The organism is Salmonella sp. SJTUF15570 (assembly GCF_043357055.1).
Classification (GTDB): domain Bacteria; phylum Pseudomonadota; class Gammaproteobacteria; order Enterobacterales; family Enterobacteriaceae; genus Salmonella; species Salmonella enterica.
Genome location: NZ_JBEUKJ010000007.1, coordinates 1 through 17526, shown reverse-complemented (window position 1 = coordinate 17526; position 17526 = coordinate 1). Strand labels below are relative to the sequence as shown.

Sequence of the window (17526 nt, the reverse complement as noted above, 5' to 3'; positions counted from 1 at the left end):
TTAAATACGGGTCGGAATCGTCATCTTTTTTTACTCTTTTATCGCCTTGTCGCTCACCGCTATCCGGGCAAAATGAATCAGGTCATAACGCGAAAATAAAAATTACTGCCATAAAATACCCCGTCAGCGAGGAATATCTATGACCTCTACAGCCTTAAGGAGCACGAAATGAACGTACTGGAAGTCGATCTGCATAAACTGACGGTCAGCGATCCGTTCCTCGGACAGTATCAACAACTGGTTCGCGATGTGGTTATTCCTTACCAGTGGGATGCGTTAAACGATCGTATTCCAGAGGCTGAACCCAGCCATGCCATTGAAAATTTCCGCATTGCCGCAGGCCAGCAGACGGGCGACTTTTACGGCATGGTCTTTCAGGACAGCGACGTGGCGAAATGGCTGGAAGCGGTTGCCTGGTCACTGTGCCAGAAGCCCGATCCAGCGCTTGAGAAAACCGCCGATGAGGTGATTGAACTGGTGGCCGCCGCGCAGTGTGACGATGGCTATCTCAATACGTACTTTACGGCAAAAGCCCCGCAAGAACGCTGGAGCAACCTGGCGGAGTGCCACGAGCTTTATTGCGCCGGGCATCTGATTGAAGCGGGCGTCGCCTTCTTTCAGGCCACCGGCAAGCGTCGGCTGCTAGACGTCGTTTGTCGCCTGGCCGATCATATCGACAGCACTTTCGGCCCTGGCGAAAATCAGCTGCATGGCTATCCGGGCCACCCGGAAATTGAGCTGGCGCTGATGCGTCTGTATGAGGTAACAGAGCAGCCGCGCTATATGGCGCTGGCAAGCTACTTTATCGGGCAGCGCGGCGCCCAACCGCACTTCTACGACGAAGAGTACGAAAAACGCGGCCAAACCTCTTACTGGCATACCTACGGCCCGGCGTGGATGGTCAAAGACAAAGCCTACAGCCAGGCGCATCTGCCAATTTCGCAGCAGCAGACGGCCATTGGCCACGCGGTACGTTTTGTCTATCTGATGACCGGCGTGGCGCATCTCGCTCGCCTGAGCAACGATGAAGGCAAACGCCAGGACTGCCTGCGCCTGTGGAAAAATATGGCGCAGCGTCAGCTGTATATCACCGGAGGCATCGGTTCACAGAGCAGTGGCGAAGCCTTTAGCAGCGATTACGATTTACCGAATGATTCGGTCTATGCGGAAAGCTGCGCTTCAATCGGCCTGATGATGTTCGCCCGCCGGATGCTGGAAATGGAAGCCGATAGCCAGTACGCCGACGTGATGGAGCGCGCGCTGTACAACACCGTCCTCGGCGGTATGGCGCTGGATGGCAAGCATTTCTTCTACGTCAACCCGCTGGAAGTGCATCCAAAATCGTTAAAATTCAACCATATTTACGATCACGTTAAGCCCATTCGCCAGCGCTGGTTTGGCTGCGCCTGCTGCCCGCCGAACATCGCCCGCGTACTCACCTCCCTTGGTCACTACATCTACACACCGCGTGCGGATGCGCTGTACATCAATATGTACGTGGGTAACAGCATGGAAATACCGGTTGAAAATGGCGCGCTCAAACTGCGAATCAGCGGGAACTACCCGTGGCATGAGCAGGTGAAGATTGCCATCGACTCTGTGCAGCCGGTACGTCACACGCTGGCGCTACGTCTGCCGGACTGGTGCCCTGAGGCAAAAGTGACGCTCAACGGGCTGGAAGTGGAGCAGGATATTCGCAAAGGTTATCTGCATATCCGTCGAACCTGGCAGGAGGGCGATACGATAACCCTGACGCTGCCGATGCCGGTTCGCCGCGTGTATGGCAATCCGCTGGCGCGTCACGTCGCCGGTAAGGTTGCCATTCAGCGCGGGCCGCTGGTCTATTGCCTTGAGCAGGCCGATAACGGCGAAGAACTACATAATCTGTGGCTACCGAAAGAGAGTGAGTTCCGGGTCTTTGAGGGCAAAGGGCTTTTTGCGCATAAGATGCTGATTCAGGCTGAAGGCGAGAAGCAAAGCGCCCCAGATGCGCAGCATCAGGCGTTGTGGCACTACGATAACGCGCCGTCATCGCGCCAGCCGCAGACGCTAACGTTCATTCCGTGGTTTAGCTGGGCCAACCGTGGCGAGGGCGAAATGCGGATTTGGGTTAACGAGCGGTAATACTGTGCCGGATGGCGGCTGCGCCTTATCCGGCCTACAAGATTTGCAATATCAGTATATTGCGATGAATTTTTGTAGGCCCGATAAGCGTAGCGCCATCAGACATTACCACCAGGCTAATATCAACGCGGTAGGCCCGATAAGCGCAGCGCCATCAGACATGACCACCAGGCTGATATCAATGCGGTAGGCCCGATAAGCGAAGTGCCATCGGGCATTACCACCAGGCTGATATCAATGCGGTAGGCCCGATAAGCGCAGCGCCATCGGGCATTACCTCTTGCGTCAGAACAGCCCCAGCGGCTTATCGGAATAGCTCACCAGCAGGCACTTGGTTTGCTGGTAGTGTTCCAGCATCATCTTATGAGTTTCGCGCCCGATGCCCGACTGCTTATAGCCGCCGAACGCCGCATGTGCCGGATAGGCGTGATAGCAGTTGGTCCATACGCGCCCGGCCTGAATGCCGCGCCCCATCTTATAGGCCAGATTGCCGTTGCGGCTCCAGACGCCAGCGCCGAGGCCATACTGCGTATCGTTAGCGATTTCCAGCGCCTCCTCCATGGTTTTAAAGGTGGTTACCGCCAGCACCGGGCCAAAGATCTCCTCCTGAAAGACGCGCATATTGTTCTTACCAAACAGAATGGTAGGCTCAAGGTAATAGCCCTCTTTAAGTTCGCCATCCAGCTCCTTGCGTCGCCCACCGGTCAGAATATCGGCCCCCTCTTTTTTACCGATATCGATATAATTGAGGATAGTCTCAAGCTGGCCGTGGGAGACCTGCGCCCCCATCTGTGTACCGCTATCTAGCGGGTTCCCGCTGCGAATGCTCTCTACCCGGCGAATAGCGCGTTCCATAAAGCGCTCATAGATGGACTCCTGGACCAGCGCACGGCTTGGACAGGTACACACCTCGCCCTGGTTAAAGGCAAACAGGGCAAATCCCTCCAGCGCTTTATCAAAGAACGCATCTTCCTCATCCATCACGTCGGCGAAGAAGATATTTGGCGACTTGCCTCCTAACTCCAGCGTCACTGGAATAATATTCTGCGTGGCGTACTGCATGATCTGTTGACCCACTTCCGTCGAACCGGTAAACGCCACCTTCGCGATACGTTTCGAGGTCGCCAGATATTCGCCGATCTCGCCGCCCGCGCCGTTCACGACGTTGACGACGCCCGGCGGTAACAGATCGCCAATGACTTCCATTAACAGCAGAACGGAAAGCGGCGTCAGGCGTGCCGGTTTAAGCACCACGCAGTTACCCGCCGCCAGCGCTGGCGCCATTTTCCAGCTTGCCATCAACAACGGAAAGTTCCACGGGATTATCTGCCCCACGACGCCAAGCGGTTCGTGAAAATGGTAGGCCACGGTTTCGCTATCAACTTCGCTAATCCCGCCCTCCTGCGCACGTATACAGGAGGCGAAATAGCGGAAATGATCGATCGCCAGCGGTACGTCGGCGGCGCTGGTTTCACGAATCGGTTTACCGTTATCCCAGGTTTCCGCTGTCGCCAACAGTTCGAGGTTTTGTTCCATCCGATCGGCGATCTTAAACAAGATAGCGGCACGGTCTTGTACTGACGTATGCGCCCACTTATCTTTCGCCTTATGCGCGGCGTCGAGCGCTAAATCGATATCTTTTTTACCGGAGGAAGCGACTTCACATAGCGGCTGGCCGGTCACTGGCGTCAGGTTTTGATAATATTCGCCGTCGGCGGGCGCAACCCAGTCACCACCAATAAAATTGTCATAGCGGGCTTTTAACTTCAGTGGGTACCCGTATTCACCTGGCTGAATACGTGTTGAAGGGGGATTGTTCGTCATGACCAACTCCTTATTGTAAAGGTACTCCACAAGGGTAGACGGTGCTGGTGAATTTTTCGCCAATGATTTCCCGCTTTACGACAGCAATCACGAATTACTTTCCTTTACGTTTCTCCGTCTGGTTTTAGCCATACTAAACAGGTGCCTGTTTAACGTACGGAGAACACTATGCAGCAATATATCGGTATTGATGTGGGAGGAACTCACGTCAAATATGGCGTGATTAACAGTGACGGCGAAGAATTAACCCATCATCAATTCGATACGCCAGAGGACGCCTCCACGTTTACCCGCAAATGGCAGGATGTGGTGGCGCGTTGCCAACAGGACTATGACATTGCGGCAATCGGGGTCAGTTTCCCCGGCCATATTAATCCCCATAACGGTCATGCGGCAAAAGCGGGCGCGCTGGCTTACCTGGATGACGTCAACCTGATGGAGTTGTTCAGCGGGCTAACCGATCTGCCGCTGGTCGTGGAGAACGACGCGAACTGCGCGGCGCTGGGCGAAATGTGGCGAGGCGCCGGACAGCATTATGACAATCTGGTCTGTATCACCATTGGAACCGGCATTGGCGGCGGTATTATCGTCGGACGAGAACTGTATCGCGGCGCGCATTTTCACGCCGGTGAATTCGGCGTCATGCCGGTCGGGAATAATGGCGAAAGTATGCATAAAATCGCGTCAACCAGCGGATTAATGGCGTCGTGCCGCCAGGCGCTGGCGCTGCCTGCCGAAGAGATGCCGCCTGCGGATGTGATCTTCGAACGAATGGCGACCAATGTTCATCTGCGTGAGGCGGTCAATGACTGGGCGCGTTATCTTTCACGCGGCGTTTACAGCGTGATCTCTATGTTTGATCCGGGCGTGGTGCTGATCGGCGGAGGAATAAGCGAACAGGAAAAGCTCTACCCGCTCCTGACGCGGCATCTTGAAACGTTTGAAATGTGGGAGGCGCTCCAGGTACCGATTCAGCCCTGCCAACTGGGAAATCAGGCGGGCAGGCTGGGCGCCGTCTGGCTGGCGCAGCAACAGCTCGCCCGAAGCTAACGAGTTACGCCTTATCCGGCCTGCATCGTCTACGCAGGCCCGGTAAGCGTCCGCGCCACCGGGCAAAGGCGTTACATCGCCGCGCGATAAATTTCCACAATCTCATCGTGAGTCGCCTGACTAAGGCGCAAAGAATATGGGCAAAACTATTCTGATAACAGGTTCACGCTGGCTATTTTAAGAAGCCAGAAAAATAAAAAGCAACGCAATAATTGTATTGCTTCATTTGTTATTTAATTTAACCATTTCATTCTTTTTGCGGAAATAATAACGCATCACGTAATAAATGATCATTCCCACGACGTCGTGTAAATCCAATCCGGTCAAAATATTCAAGGATCTGAATGGCCAGTTTCCGCCCTACATTCAGCCTGTCGCGAAAATCCGCCGCACACGTTGATCCTCTCTCTTGATCCAGCTCGCGGATCATATTGGCGAAAGCGACAATCCGATCGTTACGATAGTACCGATCTTTTACGATCGCGGTAATGATGCCTTGCTGTGCCGCCTGCCGCAGCACCAGCCGCATCAATTGTTCTTCCGTTCCGGTCTCTTTCGCCAGATCGCGTACCCACCAGGGCTCATCGCCAAATAGCGGTTCGACTTTTTGCCAGACGGCCTGCTGCTCATCGCTAAATCCCGCTTTATGATCCGGCAGATGCAACCAACCGTGATGGCTATGAATCAGGCCGTCGTCGCGCATCCGCTCGATCAGCATCAGAACCAGCGCTTCATCCTCCATCGGCAGGGCCATGCGGCGTAAACGCTCGCGTCCCGGCCCCGGTTCATCGCGGTGCTGTTCGTGGTAGGTCGCCAGCGTATCAAGAATCTTACGCTGCCAGCGGGCGGCGACGGGCGCGCTTAACAGATTGTCTCCGGCCTGGATAAAACCATGTTGCTCAATAAGCTGACGCATACCGAGAGGATTAAGCTGACGCGCCCAACCGAAATCCGGCAGGTTGACGGCGCCGCGTTCCAGATGAATGGCCAACGCCGCGCTATCGTCCTGCGCGTCGGCAAGCGTTGAAAGCCAGTGCAAATAATCTGGCTTACGTTTACCGCGACGCGGCGCCTTAAGCGTCACCACGCGTGCGCCAGCAAGGGTGGCGCGTGCGGAAATATCACGCAGCACCAGTCTGTCATTATCGGCCAGCCACAACGGCGTATCAAAGATCAGCTCGGCCAGCCCGCCTTCCAGCAAAGAGACGCGACCGGTCACATGGCTGGCGGCATGGTGAATATGTAGCGGCTGCCATTGGGAAAGCGGCGCATGAAGCGCCAGAGAAACGATCACCCGGGAAAAAGCTTCCCCCACCGGCGCATCCGAAAGCAGCCAGTCGCCGCGGTTAAGCTGCTCCTTCTCCGCATCGCCCGCAATATTGAGCGCAATACGTTGCCCGGCATACGCATGGTCGGTGGGCTGATTTTGCGCGTGTAGACTTCGTACGCGCATCGGCGTATTAACGCCGGTCAACCATAGCGTATCGCCCACGTTTACCTCTCCGCTCAGCGCCGTTCCGGTCACCACCAGTCCCGCCCCTTTCACCGTAAACGCACGGTCGATAGCCAGACGGAAACGATGCTGCGCGGCGTGCGAACGTGCAGGAAGCTGCTGTAAATGAGCGCGAAGTTCTGCAATACCGCGCCCTTCATTGGCGGCGGTGACAAATAAAACGGTATCGGCGAAGCCATAGTTGTCGAGCGCCGCCAGTACCTCTTCACGTACTTCACCGATACGCGCCTCGTCCACGCGATCGGCTTTGGTCAGCGCGACGGTGAGCTGGAGATTGCCCGTCAGTTGCAGGATCTGTAAATGCTCGCGCGTTTGCGCCATGACGCCGTCATCACAGGCGACCACCAGCAAAGCGTGATCAATACCGCCTACGCCCGCCAGCATGTTAGAGAGGAATTTTTCATGTCCAGGCACATCGATAAAGCCCAGCACACGACCATCCGGCTGCGGCCAATAGGCGTAGCCCAGATCGATAGTCATCCCGCGTTTTTTCTCTTCCGGCAGGCGATCGGCATTGACTCCGGTAATCGCCTGGAGCAACGTCGTTTTACCGTGGTCTACGTGTCCGGCAGTTGCAATAATCATTTCAGCATCATCTCCATAAACCGGCTTTCGTCTTCAAGACAGCGCATATCCAGCCATAAACGGCCATCATAAATTCGGCCAATGACCGGTACAGGCAGCGTGCGCCAGCGGGCCGCCAGCGCCTCCAGCCGACTACCACGCCCGTCGTGCGGGGTAAAGGTCATGGCGGCGCTGGGAAGGCGGTCTACTGGTAATGAACCGCTGCCGATTTGCGACAGGCAGGGTTTAACCTCCAGCGCAAATTCATCGCCGTAACGTGCCGCCAGCCGCGCCTGTAACCGCTGCGCTTGTTCGCGAATCGACGCTTCACTGCGGGTTAACAGACGCAGGGTGGGTAATTTCTCCGCCAACGCTTCCGGGTGCAGATACAGACGTAACGTTGCCTCCAGCGCCGCCAGTGTCATTTTATCGGCGCGCAGAGCGCGTTTCAGCGGATGGCTTTGCAGTTGGGCAATCATCGCTTTTTTGCCGACGATGATCCCGGCCTGCGGCCCGCCCAGCAACTTATCGCCGGAGAAGCTTACCAGGCTGACGCCTGCGGCAATGAGCTGCTGTGGCATCGGCTCTTTGGGTAAGCCATATTGACTTAAATCCACCAGCGAACCGCTGCCCAGATCCGCCACCACCGGAATATCCAGCTCTCGCCCAATTTCCGCCAGTTCCGCTTCCTCTACCGTTTTGGTAAAGCCCTCAATGCTGTAATTACTGGTATGCACCTTCATCAACAGCCCGGTATTTTCATTTACCGCCTGACGGTAATCTTTCGCGTGCGTCCGGTTGGTGGTGCCCACTTCATGCAGCGTACAGCCCGCCTGACGCATAACATCCGGAATACGAAACGCGCCGCCGATTTCGACCAGCTCGCCACGCGAAACTACCACCTCTTTGCCGCTGGCGGTCGCCGCCAGCATCAGCAATACCGCCGCCGCATTGTTATTGACGATACAGGCGTCCTCCGCCCCGGTGATACGGCATAACAACGTCGCCAGCGCCCGGTCGCGATGCCCCCGCCCGGCGCCATCTAAATCGTATTCCAGCGTCACCGGCGCGCGCATCGCCTGCGTTACCGCCTCAATCGCTTCTTGCGCCTGCAATGCGCGGCCAAGGTTGGTGTGCAGCACCGTCCCCGTCAGGTTAATCACCGGGCGCAGCGCGCTTTGCGCCGCATTTTCCAGCCGGAGTTTCGCCTCTTGCGCCCAGTCTGCGTACCAGTCGGGAAGCGTTTGCGTATTCCGGATGACGTCGCGCGCGTCGTCAAGCATCCGCCTAAGCAGATCAACCACCTGGGTATGACCATACCGATCGCGCAGAGAAAGAAAAGCGCTATCGTGCAATAAGCGATCGATAGCAGGAAGCTGGCTGTAGAGTGTACGCGTTTCGCTTGTCATGAAAATGCCTGGCTGTTGGTGGCCCTCTCCTGGCGGGAGAGGGATATCGACATAAGGGGGATTGTAACGTGAGTTTGCTCAGGCGGACATAATGCGCGTCAAGCCTTTGGCGCTTCGGTGCGGGCAAAGCTTTCGCGTTGAAAAAGCGTTTCGACCAGTTTAACCAGGTGGGGGCGGCTAACGCACCAGCCAGGCGCGACCCGGCGGAAGTTGAGATAGCCTACCGCACAGGCAATCGCGATAGTCGCCAGATTGACCGTATCCGTTTTTAGCGTCCCGTCGCTCAGATAACTTTCGAGCATATCCAGGCTGCGGTTGATTTTTTCCCGCTGGCGCAACAGTTCCGTTTCCGATTGTTGCGCCGCCGGGCGCGCCTGTTCGCGTACAGACACCAACGCTGCATCCATAATGCCGTCAGCCAACGCTTCAAGCTGGCGAACTTTAAGCGCTGCCATCGGGTCACGCGGGAGCATCGCTGGCGCGATATCCAGCAGTTCAATATATTCCGCGATGATCGGCGAATCGAACCAATACTCCCCTTTCTCCGTCACCAGCGCTGGCACCTTACCCAGAGGGTTGTATTGCGCCACGCCGTTATCCGCCTCGTAGGGTAGTTCATTAATAAATTCGAAGGTAATGCCTTTTTCGAGCAGCAGAACAGAGATTTTGCGCACAAAAGGGCTGGTGTAGCTACCGATGAGTTTCATGCCGTGTCCTTTTTGCCAACCAGTAAAAATCATAGTATGGCTCAAATAAGACGAAAAGAGACACAAAAGGAGGTTGCTGAATGACATAACGTGAGAGGGCTCGCGACAAAATGTTTACCAGATCGTATTGACGTTACCCGGGCTTAAAATTTCTTGTGAAGAGGATCACAAAAACTCAACAAAGCACCAAAATAAAAATGTGAAATATCTCACATAAAATGGCCTTTTAAGTGCTAAAAATTAGATTCGTTGTTTTTTTACACAGCCACTTTGTGATCAATATCACATCAATTACCTCTCTACCCCCTATATTTATGTGACACAAATCACATAAATTGTCCCTGTCTGGACAGTTGAACGATTCAGTGCCAGATTGCGCAGTATCTACACTACAGGGTCCGGCTACCTCTGCCGCTACATTAACAAACCTCGGGCTTTCAGCCTGCGCGACAGCAACATAAGAAGGGGTGTTTTTATGTCATCCGATATTAAGATCAAAGTGCAAAGCTTTGGTCGATTCCTCAGCAATATGGTGATGCCTAATATCGGCGCGTTTATCGCGTGGGGTATTATCACCGCATTATTTATTCCAACAGGGTGGTTGCCTAACGAAACGCTGGCGAAACTGGTTGGTCCGATGATCACCTACCTGCTGCCGCTGCTCATCGGTTATACCGGCGGTCGTCTGGTTGGCGGCGAACGCGGCGGCGTGGTGGGCGCTATCACTACCATGGGCGTTATTGTCGGCGCGGATATGCCGATGTTCCTCGGCTCAATGATCGCCGGTCCATTAGGCGGCTACTGCATTAAGAAATTCGACAGTTGGGTAGACGGTAAGATCAAATCCGGTTTTGAGATGCTGGTGAACAACTTCTCCGCTGGCATTATCGGTATGATCCTCGCCATCCTGGCGTTCCTCGGTATTGGTCCGGCGGTTGAAGTCCTGTCCAAAATTCTGGCGGCGGGCGTTAACTTCATGGTGGCGCACGATATGCTGCCGCTGGCGTCCATTTTTGTTGAACCGGCGAAAATCCTGTTCCTCAATAACGCGATTAACCACGGCATCTTCTCACCGCTGGGTATCCAGCAGTCCCATGAGATGGGTAAATCCATCTTCTTCCTGATTGAAGCTAACCCGGGTCCAGGGATGGGCGTCCTGCTGGCGTACATGTTCTTCGGTCGCGGCAGCGCTAAACAGTCTGCGGGCGGCGCGGCAATTATCCACTTCCTGGGCGGTATCCATGAGATCTACTTCCCGTACGTGCTGATGAACCCACGTCTGATCCTGGCCGTTATCCTTGGCGGTATGACTGGCGTATTTACCCTGACCATCCTGAACGGCGGTCTGGTTTCTCCGGCTTCTCCTGGCTCCATTCTGGCCGTACTGGCGATGACGCCAAAAGGCGCTTACTTCGCTAACATCGCTGCCATCGTGGCGGCAATGGCGGTCTCCTTCGTGGTTTCTGCAATTCTGCTGAAAACCAGCAAAGTGAAAGAAGAAGATGACATTGAAGCGGCCACCCGTCGTATGCATGACATGAAAGCGGAATCTAAAGGCGCCTCTCCGCTGGCGGCTGGCGACGTGACCAACGACCTGAGCCATGTGCGTAAAATCATCGTGGCTTGCGATGCCGGTATGGGTTCCAGCGCGATGGGCGCAGGGGTACTGCGTAAGAAAGTACAGGATGCGGGCCTGAGCCAGATCTCCGTCACCAACAGCGCGATTAACAATCTGCCGCCGGATGTGGATCTGGTCATTACTCACCGTGACCTTACCGAGCGCGCGATGCGTCAGGTACCGCAGGCGCAGCATATTTCGCTGACCAACTTCCTGGATAGCGGCCTGTACACCAGCCTGACCGAACGTCTGGTTGCCGCACAGCGCCACAATACTAATGAAGAGAAAGTACGCGACCATCTGAAAGACAGCTTTGAGGAGGGTGATAACAACCTGTTCAAACTGGGTGCGGAGAATATCTTCCTGGGCCGTAAAGCCGCTAACAAAGAAGAGGCGATTCGCTTTGCCGGTGAACAACTGGTGAAAGGCGGCTATGTTGAGCCGGAATACGTCGAGGCGATGCTGGACCGCGAAAAGCTGACGCCGACTTACCTCGGTGAATCCATCGCAGTACCGCACGGTACAGTGGAAGCGAAAGATCGCGTGCTGAAAACCGGCGTGGTGTTCTGCCAGTATCCGGAAGGCGTACGCTTCGGTGAAGAAGAAGACGATATTGCCCGTCTGGTCATTGGTATCGCCGCACGTAACAATGAGCACATCCAGGTCATCACCAGCCTGACCAACGCGCTGGATGATGAATCCGTAATCGAACGTCTGGCGCACACCACCAGCGTGGATGAAGTGCTGGAACTGCTGGCAGGTAAAAAAGCTTAACAGTTAAGTATCCCCAAAATAGTTCGAGCTGCAGGAAGGCGGCAACGCAGTGAATCCCCAGGAGCGTACATAAGTACGTGACTGGGGTGAGCGAGGAGAGCCAACGCATCTGCAGTTCGAAATATGAAGGCGATACCCTCTCCCTTGTGGAGAGGGTTAGGTTGAGGGGAAATCTATGCAGTCCCTCACCCCAGCCCTCTCGGGTAAAAACATTAATGAAGGTTAATACTATGAAAGCATTACATTTTGGCGCAGGTAATATCGGTCGTGGCTTTATCGGCAAACTGCTGGCTGACGCGGGGATACAACTGACGTTTGCGGATGTAAATCAGGTCGTACTCGATGCCCTGAATGCCCGTCATAGCTATCAGGTTCATGTTGTGGGTGAAAATGAGCAGGTGGATACGGTTTCCGGCGTCAACGCTGTCAGCAGCATCGGCGATGATGTTGTCGACCTGATTGCCCACGTTGATTTAATCACTACTGCCGTGGGTCCGGTTGTGCTTGAGCGTATCGCTCCGGCCATCGCTAAAGGGCTGGTAAAACGTAAGGCGCAGGGCGTGGATGCCCCGCTGAATATCATCGCCTGTGAAAATATGGTGCGCGGCACCACGCAGCTGAAAGGCCACGTAATGAACGCGCTGGCGGATGGCGATAAAGCCTGGGTTGAACAGCACGTCGGTTTTGTCGATTCCGCCGTTGACCGTATTGTGCCGCCTTCCGCTTCTGCAACCAACGATCCGCTGGAAGTGACGGTAGAAACGTTCAGCGAGTGGATTGTCGATAAAACCCAGTTTAAAGGCGCGTTGCCAAACATTCCGGGGATGGAGTTAACGGATAACCTGATGGCATTTGTCGAACGTAAACTCTTCACGCTGAACACAGGTCATGCTATAACCGCGTACCTCGGCAAATTAGCCGGTCATCAGACCATTCGCGACGCTATTCTCGATGAGAGTATTCGTGCGGTGGTGAAAGGCGCGATGGAAGAAAGCGGCGCGGTGCTGATCAAACGCTACGGTTTTGATGCCGACAAACATGCGGCATACATTCAGAAAATCCTCGGTCGTTTTGAAAACCCGTATCTGAAAGATGACGTCGAACGCGTAGGTCGTCAGCCGCTACGCAAACTCAGCGCGGGCGACCGTCTGATCAAACCGCTGCTTGGCACCCTGGAATATGGTCTGCCGCATGTAAATCTGGTCAAAGGGATCGCGGCGGCGATGCATTTCCGTAGTGATGAAGATCCGCAGGCGCAGGAGTTGGCGGCTCTGATTACCGAAAAAGGCCCGCAGGCCGCGCTGGCGCAAATTTCCGGGCTGGATGCCAATAGCGATGTGGTGGCGGAGGCGGTTAACGCATATAACGCGACCAAATGACGCAGAATCCGGCGCAGGTTAGCCTGCGCCCAAATAACAGATTGTCAGATATGCAGGCAATAATGGAACAAACCCAGGCCTTTGAAAATCGTGTGCTTGAGCGTCTGAATGCTGGCAAAACCGTACGGAGCTTCCTGATTACCGCCGTCGAGTTATTGACCGAGGCGGTGAATATTCTGGTGCTTCAGGTGTTTCGCAAAGACGACTATGCGGTGAAATACGCTGTGGAACCGTTGCTGGACGGCGACGGGCCGCTGGGCGATCTTTCGGTACGTCTGAAACTTATCTATGGCCTTGGCGTACTCAGCCGCACCGAATATGAAGATGCGGAGCTGTTAATGGCGCTGCGCGAAGAGCTGAATCACGACGGCAATGAGTACGCCTTTACCGACGATGAAATCCTCGGGCCGTTTGGCGAACTGCACTGCGTCATGGCGCTACCGCCGCCGCCGCATTTTGATACGTCCGACGCGGCGCTCTACGCCATGCAAATTCAGCGCTACCAGCAGGCGGTGCGTTCGACGATGGTTCTCTCTCTGACCGAGCTGATTTCTAAAATCAGCTTAAAAAAGGCCTTTCAAAAGTAAATCCCGCCGTTAACCTCTTTCTTCTTCTTTTGGTCGGTACAGCCGCCGGTAATATTCCAGACGCTGCAAATAAATGGACGCGCTCTCCGACGGCACCTCGGAAGGAACATAATCACGCGGCGGCGTTTTATTCAGGTATTCACGGAACGCCTGGCTGGACGCCATAAAATCGACGGCTTTATCAATAAGAAGTGGTACGTTCTCACCTATTTTTGCCATGATAGATCCTCCATGTGGGACCCGCGTCTGACTCCCGCGGTCGCTTATTTGAGTTTAGGATCAATTTAGCGTTGTCATTGAGGAAAATGTGCTTAATCGCTTTTCTTGCCGACAAAAGGGCGCTTCATCTTTTCTTTCGACAAAAAGGATTTTATTCTCAACGAGATAATTAAATAGTGAGCAGTGTAATACTTGCCATAATTGATTATCTTTACGTCATGAGTTGTGAAGAATCACTCACTGCGCGCATACTATAAGGTATCTATCCCATTTCTATCAGAAGCTATCCCATGAAAGAAGTCGAAAAAAACGAAATTAAACGCCTGAGCGATCGTCTTGACGCTATTCGCCACCAGCAGGCAGGTCTCTCTCTGGTTGAATCCGCCGATAAATACGCGGAGCTGGAAAAAGAAAAAGAGACGCTGGAAGCAGAAATTATCCGTCTGCGCGAAGTACACAGCCAGAAACTGAGTAAAGAAGCGCAGAAGCTGATGAACCTGCCGTTTCGCCGCGCGATCACTAAAAAAGAGCAGGCCGATATGGGCAAACTCAAAAAAAGCGTACGCGGCCTGATCGTGGTGCACCCGATGACGGCGCTGGGCCGGGAAATGGGGCTCAAAGAGATGACAGGGTTCTCAAAGACAGCATTTTAACCCCCTTACCTGTATACCGACCTGACACCCCGTATTTCAGATAAATTCGGGGTGTAACAAAACCCCCCTCTGTTTTCTCGTAGAACCAAGTTTTTACCAGTGGCACTCAATCTGAAAATGCGTTCAGTAAAAGGTTTGGTTCGACGCCTGAAAATGGACGATATCATTCATAAAATAAAAGTTTTGCCGTTATTTTTCCATCCATATTCTAAAAATCAGCCCAAAAACATTGGCTGCATGAATATTAAATTAAAGCTCTTTTTCTGCTTTAAATGCAGTATTTGACATTTGATAACCCTCCTCATTAAAATCCTCCTCCTTAATAAAATTAAACAATTTTAAAACTTAATAAATAATTTTCAAAATGAATGTGTAAGTAATAACTATAAAGCCGACAATATAAATCACAAAAACATCAACCACAGATGGACACATCCCTTAGTTCAAATCGCGAGCAGGGATGATATGTAAGGATACTTTTATATGAATGTGAATAAATTATTTATAAGCGTCCTGGCGGCTTCGACAATACTGGTATTGTCAGGTTGTGACTACGTCGAAAAAACGAAAGTAGTTGATGAACTAACAAAACAACAGGAAGAACAAAAGGCCAGAATTGATCAACTCGAAAAGCAATTAGAACAACAAGACAAAAAAACAAATAACATTGAAAAACAAAATCTTAGCGCAATAAACAGTACAAAAATGCTGACTCAGGTGGTGAAAGAGATTAAGCGTCAGCAAGACAACTTTGTCTTTACTGAATTTAACCCAGCTCAAACAAAATATTTTATTCTAAATAATGGGTCTGTGGGTTTAGCGGGGCGCATATTATCAATAGAGGCCTCTGAAAATGGCTGCGTCATACATATTTCGCTGGTTAATTTATTAAGTGTACCTGTTTCTAACGTTGGTTTTCATGCCACCTGGGGCGGTGAAAAACCTATTGATCTAAAAGAATATGCCAAATGGCAACAGCTGCTATTTAGCACCACCATGAACTCCACGCTGCAATTATTACCAGGTCAATGGCAAGACATTAACTTAACGTTAAAAGGGGTGTCGCCCAATAACCTGAAATACCTGAAGTTGGCTATTAATATGCAGAATATCAACTTCGACAATCTTCCACCTGCCGATACCAGGCAGAAAAAAAGCAAAAAATAAATGCAGTCATTGCACTTATAACAAGGAATAGAGAGCAACAACAATGAACAAAATTTTTAAAGTTATCTGGAACCCTGCAACTGGCAACTTCACTGTCGCCAGTGAAACAGCGAAAGGTCGTGGCAAGAAATCTGGGCGCAGGAAGCTGTTAGTATCTGCATTAGTCGCCGGTGGGCTGATGTCGTCGTTTGGGGCAAGTGCTTCTGTCAGCCTTGATGGTGGTACATATTCTGATGGCACCGAACTCACTGACGCATGGATTGCTATTGGTAAAGGTGCGAAGGCTTCCTCTGTAGGCGGTAGCACAGCAAGTATTTCTATTGGGGTAAATGCAATCTCTGCTGTGGGGGCTACTGCAGTGGGTTATGACAGTCATGCTACTGGACAAAGTTCAGTATCAATGGGGCAGCTATCGACAGCCGCAGGGAGCAGGGGGGTTGCTATCGGAAGTGGCGCTAGTGCCGCTGGCGACTATACAGTTGCATTAGCGGTTGGCTCCAGTGCTAGCGGTGAGAGTGCAGTGGCAATAGGTCAAGGTTCCGCAGCCCAAAAGAAAGGTAGTGTTGCGTTAGGTCACAAAGCGTCATCATCAGGAGAAAAATCGGTAGCACTGGGTGCAAGCAGTAAGGCCACGGGTGACGATAGTCTGGCATTAGGTAGAAACGCCCTGGGCAATGGCACAGGTTCCATTGCAATGGGTGCCGAAAGCGAAGCCAACGGATTATATAGTTTGGCATTCGGCGCAAACAGCATAGCTGACGCGGACAATACCGTTGCGCTTGGATATGGTGCCAGTGCAACCAAAGCTGGAGCAATGGTTTTCGGTCAGGCTGGAAAAGCAGACGGTTTAAATTCTATTGCGTTGGGTAATAAAAGTCAGGCAAGCAGCGAAAACAGTATTGCGATTGGACAAGAAAGCTATTCTGGTAGTGAAAAGAGTATTGCGATTGGTAGCCTGTCCAATGTAACTGGTGTCAACTCCGTTGCTCTGGGCACAGAGTCTACTGCCGCGGAAGATAATACTGTTTCAGTGGGTAACGATACGCTGCAGCGTAAAATTGTCCATATGGCAAAAGGCGATATTAGCAGTACCAGTACTGATGCCATCAATGGTTCACAGCTTTATGATATCAGTAAGTCAGTTGCAGACCGTCTGGGCGGTGGCGCCTCCGTGAGTACTGCCGGGGTTGTTAACGCCCCTAACTACAAACTGCAAAGCGGTAACTTTAATAATGTTGGCGACGCTTTAAAGGGAATTGACGATAATACATTACAATGGGACTCGCTTAAAAAAGTCTACAGTGCAGAACACGGCTCCGATGCCACCAGCACAATTACTAATGTAAAAGATGGTGCATTGAGCGCATCCAGTACCGATGCCGTTAACGGTTCTCAGTTGAAAACCACCAACGACAACGTGGCAACCAACACCACTAATATCACCAACCTGACCGGCGATGTTGCTAACAACACCACCAATATCACTAATCTGACGAATGACGTTGCCGCCAACACCACCAGTATCACCAACCTGACTGATACGGTGACTAACCTTGGTGAAGATGCGCTGGCATGGGATGACGCCTCAGGCGCATTCACCGCTGCACACGGCACCGATGCCACCAGCAAAATCACCAACGTTAAAGACGGTGATTTGACTACTGACAGTACCGATGCCGTCAACGGTTCTCAGTTGAAAACCACCAACGACAACGTGGCAACCAACACCACTAATATCACCAACCTGACCGGCGATGTTGCTAACAACACCACCAATATCACTAATCTGACGAATGACGTTGCCGCCAACACCACCAGTATCACCAACCTGACTGATACGGTGACTAACCTTGGTGAAGATGCACTGAAATGGGATGACGCCTCAGGCGTATTCACCGCTGCACACGGCACCAATGCCACCAGCAAAATCACCAACGT

At 52.7% G+C, this 17526-nt stretch carries 13 protein-coding genes; 8 read left to right on the top strand and 5 right to left on the bottom strand.

The genetic code is table 11. The features are described 5' to 3' along the window. The first annotated feature begins 168 nt into the window (after nt 1-168). Nucleotides 169-2124 carry a glycoside hydrolase family 127 protein gene (locus ABVN44_RS15190; protein ID WP_023232397.1) on the top strand — a complete coding sequence of 652 codons (1956 nt, stop codon included), beginning with the start codon at nt 169-171 and terminating at the stop codon, nt 2122-2124. 285 nt (nt 2125-2409) lie between these two features. Here the strand turns inward: ABVN44_RS15190 and aldB are convergent, their stop codons facing one another. Continuing rightward, nucleotides 2410-3948, bottom strand: coding sequence for an aldehyde dehydrogenase AldB (aldB, locus tag ABVN44_RS15185; protein ID WP_000183988.1), 1539 nt, complete (start codon nt 3946-3948; stop codon nt 2410-2412). Nucleotides 3949-4116: 168 nt separating this feature from the next. Between aldB and ABVN44_RS15180 the strand changes: the two genes are divergently transcribed. Continuing rightward, complete coding sequence (locus ABVN44_RS15180) at nt 4117-4998, top strand: ROK family protein (protein WP_023232398.1); 882 nt, start codon at nt 4117-4119, stop codon at nt 4996-4998. Between the two features lie 247 nt (nt 4999-5245). On the opposite strand, the gene selB is transcribed toward ABVN44_RS15180, so the two are convergent. From selB to ABVN44_RS15165, 3 genes are all read right to left on the bottom strand, one after another. Further along, complete coding sequence (gene selB, locus ABVN44_RS15175; RefSeq protein WP_023138219.1) at nt 5246-7096, bottom strand: selenocysteine-specific translation elongation factor; 1851 nt, start codon at nt 7094-7096, stop codon at nt 5246-5248. Next, on the bottom strand, nt 7093-8484 hold the full coding sequence (selA, locus tag ABVN44_RS15170; RefSeq protein ID WP_000200188.1) for an L-seryl-tRNA(Sec) selenium transferase: 1392 nt from the start codon (nt 8482-8484) through the stop codon (nt 7093-7095). Before selA ends, selB begins: the two co-directional genes overlap by 4 nt. A gap of 98 nt (nt 8485-8582) precedes the next feature. Then, the gene (locus tag ABVN44_RS15165; protein ID WP_000766681.1) at nt 8583-9191 is read right to left on the bottom strand and encodes a glutathione S-transferase; all 609 of its coding nucleotides are present in this window, start codon (nt 9189-9191) and stop codon (nt 8583-8585) included. 475 nt (nt 9192-9666) lie between these two features. Between ABVN44_RS15165 and mtlA the strand changes: the two genes are divergently transcribed. The 3 genes from mtlA (at nt 9667) to mtlR (ending at nt 13549) form a co-directional block, all read left to right on the top strand. After that, complete coding sequence (gene mtlA / locus ABVN44_RS15160; protein ID WP_000093287.1) at nt 9667-11583, top strand: PTS mannitol transporter subunit IICBA; 1917 nt, start codon at nt 9667-9669, stop codon at nt 11581-11583. Between the two features lie 230 nt (nt 11584-11813). After that, complete coding sequence (gene mtlD, locus ABVN44_RS15155; RefSeq protein ID WP_000645391.1) at nt 11814-12962, top strand: mannitol-1-phosphate 5-dehydrogenase; 1149 nt, start codon at nt 11814-11816, stop codon at nt 12960-12962. Further along, a complete protein-coding gene (gene mtlR, locus ABVN44_RS15150; RefSeq protein ID WP_000193201.1) occupies nt 12959-13549 on the top strand; it encodes a mannitol operon repressor MtlR in 591 nt (196 codons plus the stop codon). Before mtlD ends, mtlR begins: the two co-directional genes overlap by 4 nt. A gap of 9 nt (nt 13550-13558) precedes the next feature. Here mtlR and ABVN44_RS15145 read toward each other — a convergent pair whose 3' ends face one another. Continuing rightward, on the bottom strand, nt 13559-13768 hold the full coding sequence (locus ABVN44_RS15145; protein WP_023232401.1) for a hypothetical protein: 210 nt from the start codon (nt 13766-13768) through the stop codon (nt 13559-13561). Between the two features lie 290 nt (nt 13769-14058). Here ABVN44_RS15145 and ABVN44_RS15140 point away from each other — a divergent pair, with 290 nt between their 5' ends. From ABVN44_RS15140 to ABVN44_RS15130, 3 genes are all read left to right on the top strand, one after another. After that, a complete protein-coding gene (locus ABVN44_RS15140) occupies nt 14059-14421 on the top strand; it encodes a YibL family ribosome-associated protein (protein WP_023183781.1) in 363 nt (120 codons plus the stop codon). 483 nt (nt 14422-14904) lie between these two features. Next, complete coding sequence (locus tag ABVN44_RS15135; protein WP_023232403.1) at nt 14905-15588, top strand: DUF3251 domain-containing protein; 684 nt, start codon at nt 14905-14907, stop codon at nt 15586-15588. A gap of 43 nt (nt 15589-15631) precedes the next feature. Then, the coding region (locus ABVN44_RS15130) for an ESPR-type extended signal peptide-containing protein (RefSeq protein WP_393920706.1) at nt 15632-17526 on the top strand (1895 nt) is incomplete at its 3' end.

What these genes read in the sequence shown, in the direction of transcription:
- ABVN44_RS15190 (WP_023232397.1), top strand. Translation starts at nt 169, where the DNA reads ATGAACGTACTGGAAGTCGATCTGCATAAACTGACGGTCAGCGATCCG.
- aldB (WP_000183988.1), bottom strand. Translation starts at nt 3,948, where the DNA reads ATGACGAACAATCCCCCTTCAACACGTATTCAGCCAGGTGAATACGGG.
- ABVN44_RS15180 (WP_023232398.1), top strand. Translation starts at nt 4,117, where the DNA reads ATGCAGCAATATATCGGTATTGATGTGGGAGGAACTCACGTCAAATAT.
- selB (WP_023138219.1), bottom strand. Translation starts at nt 7,096, where the DNA reads ATGATTATTGCAACTGCCGGACACGTAGACCACGGTAAAACGACGTTG.
- selA (WP_000200188.1), bottom strand. Translation starts at nt 8,484, where the DNA reads ATGACAAGCGAAACGCGTACACTCTACAGCCAGCTTCCTGCTATCGAT.
- ABVN44_RS15165 (WP_000766681.1), bottom strand. Translation starts at nt 9,191, where the DNA reads ATGAAACTCATCGGTAGCTACACCAGCCCTTTTGTGCGCAAAATCTCT.
- mtlA (WP_000093287.1), top strand. Translation starts at nt 9,667, where the DNA reads ATGTCATCCGATATTAAGATCAAAGTGCAAAGCTTTGGTCGATTCCTC.
- mtlD (WP_000645391.1), top strand. Translation starts at nt 11,814, where the DNA reads ATGAAAGCATTACATTTTGGCGCAGGTAATATCGGTCGTGGCTTTATC.
- mtlR (WP_000193201.1), top strand. Translation starts at nt 12,959, where the DNA reads ATGACGCAGAATCCGGCGCAGGTTAGCCTGCGCCCAAATAACAGATTG.
- ABVN44_RS15145 (WP_023232401.1), bottom strand. Translation starts at nt 13,768, where the DNA reads ATGGCAAAAATAGGTGAGAACGTACCACTTCTTATTGATAAAGCCGTC.
- ABVN44_RS15140 (WP_023183781.1), top strand. Translation starts at nt 14,059, where the DNA reads ATGAAAGAAGTCGAAAAAAACGAAATTAAACGCCTGAGCGATCGTCTT.
- ABVN44_RS15135 (WP_023232403.1), top strand. Translation starts at nt 14,905, where the DNA reads ATGAATGTGAATAAATTATTTATAAGCGTCCTGGCGGCTTCGACAATA.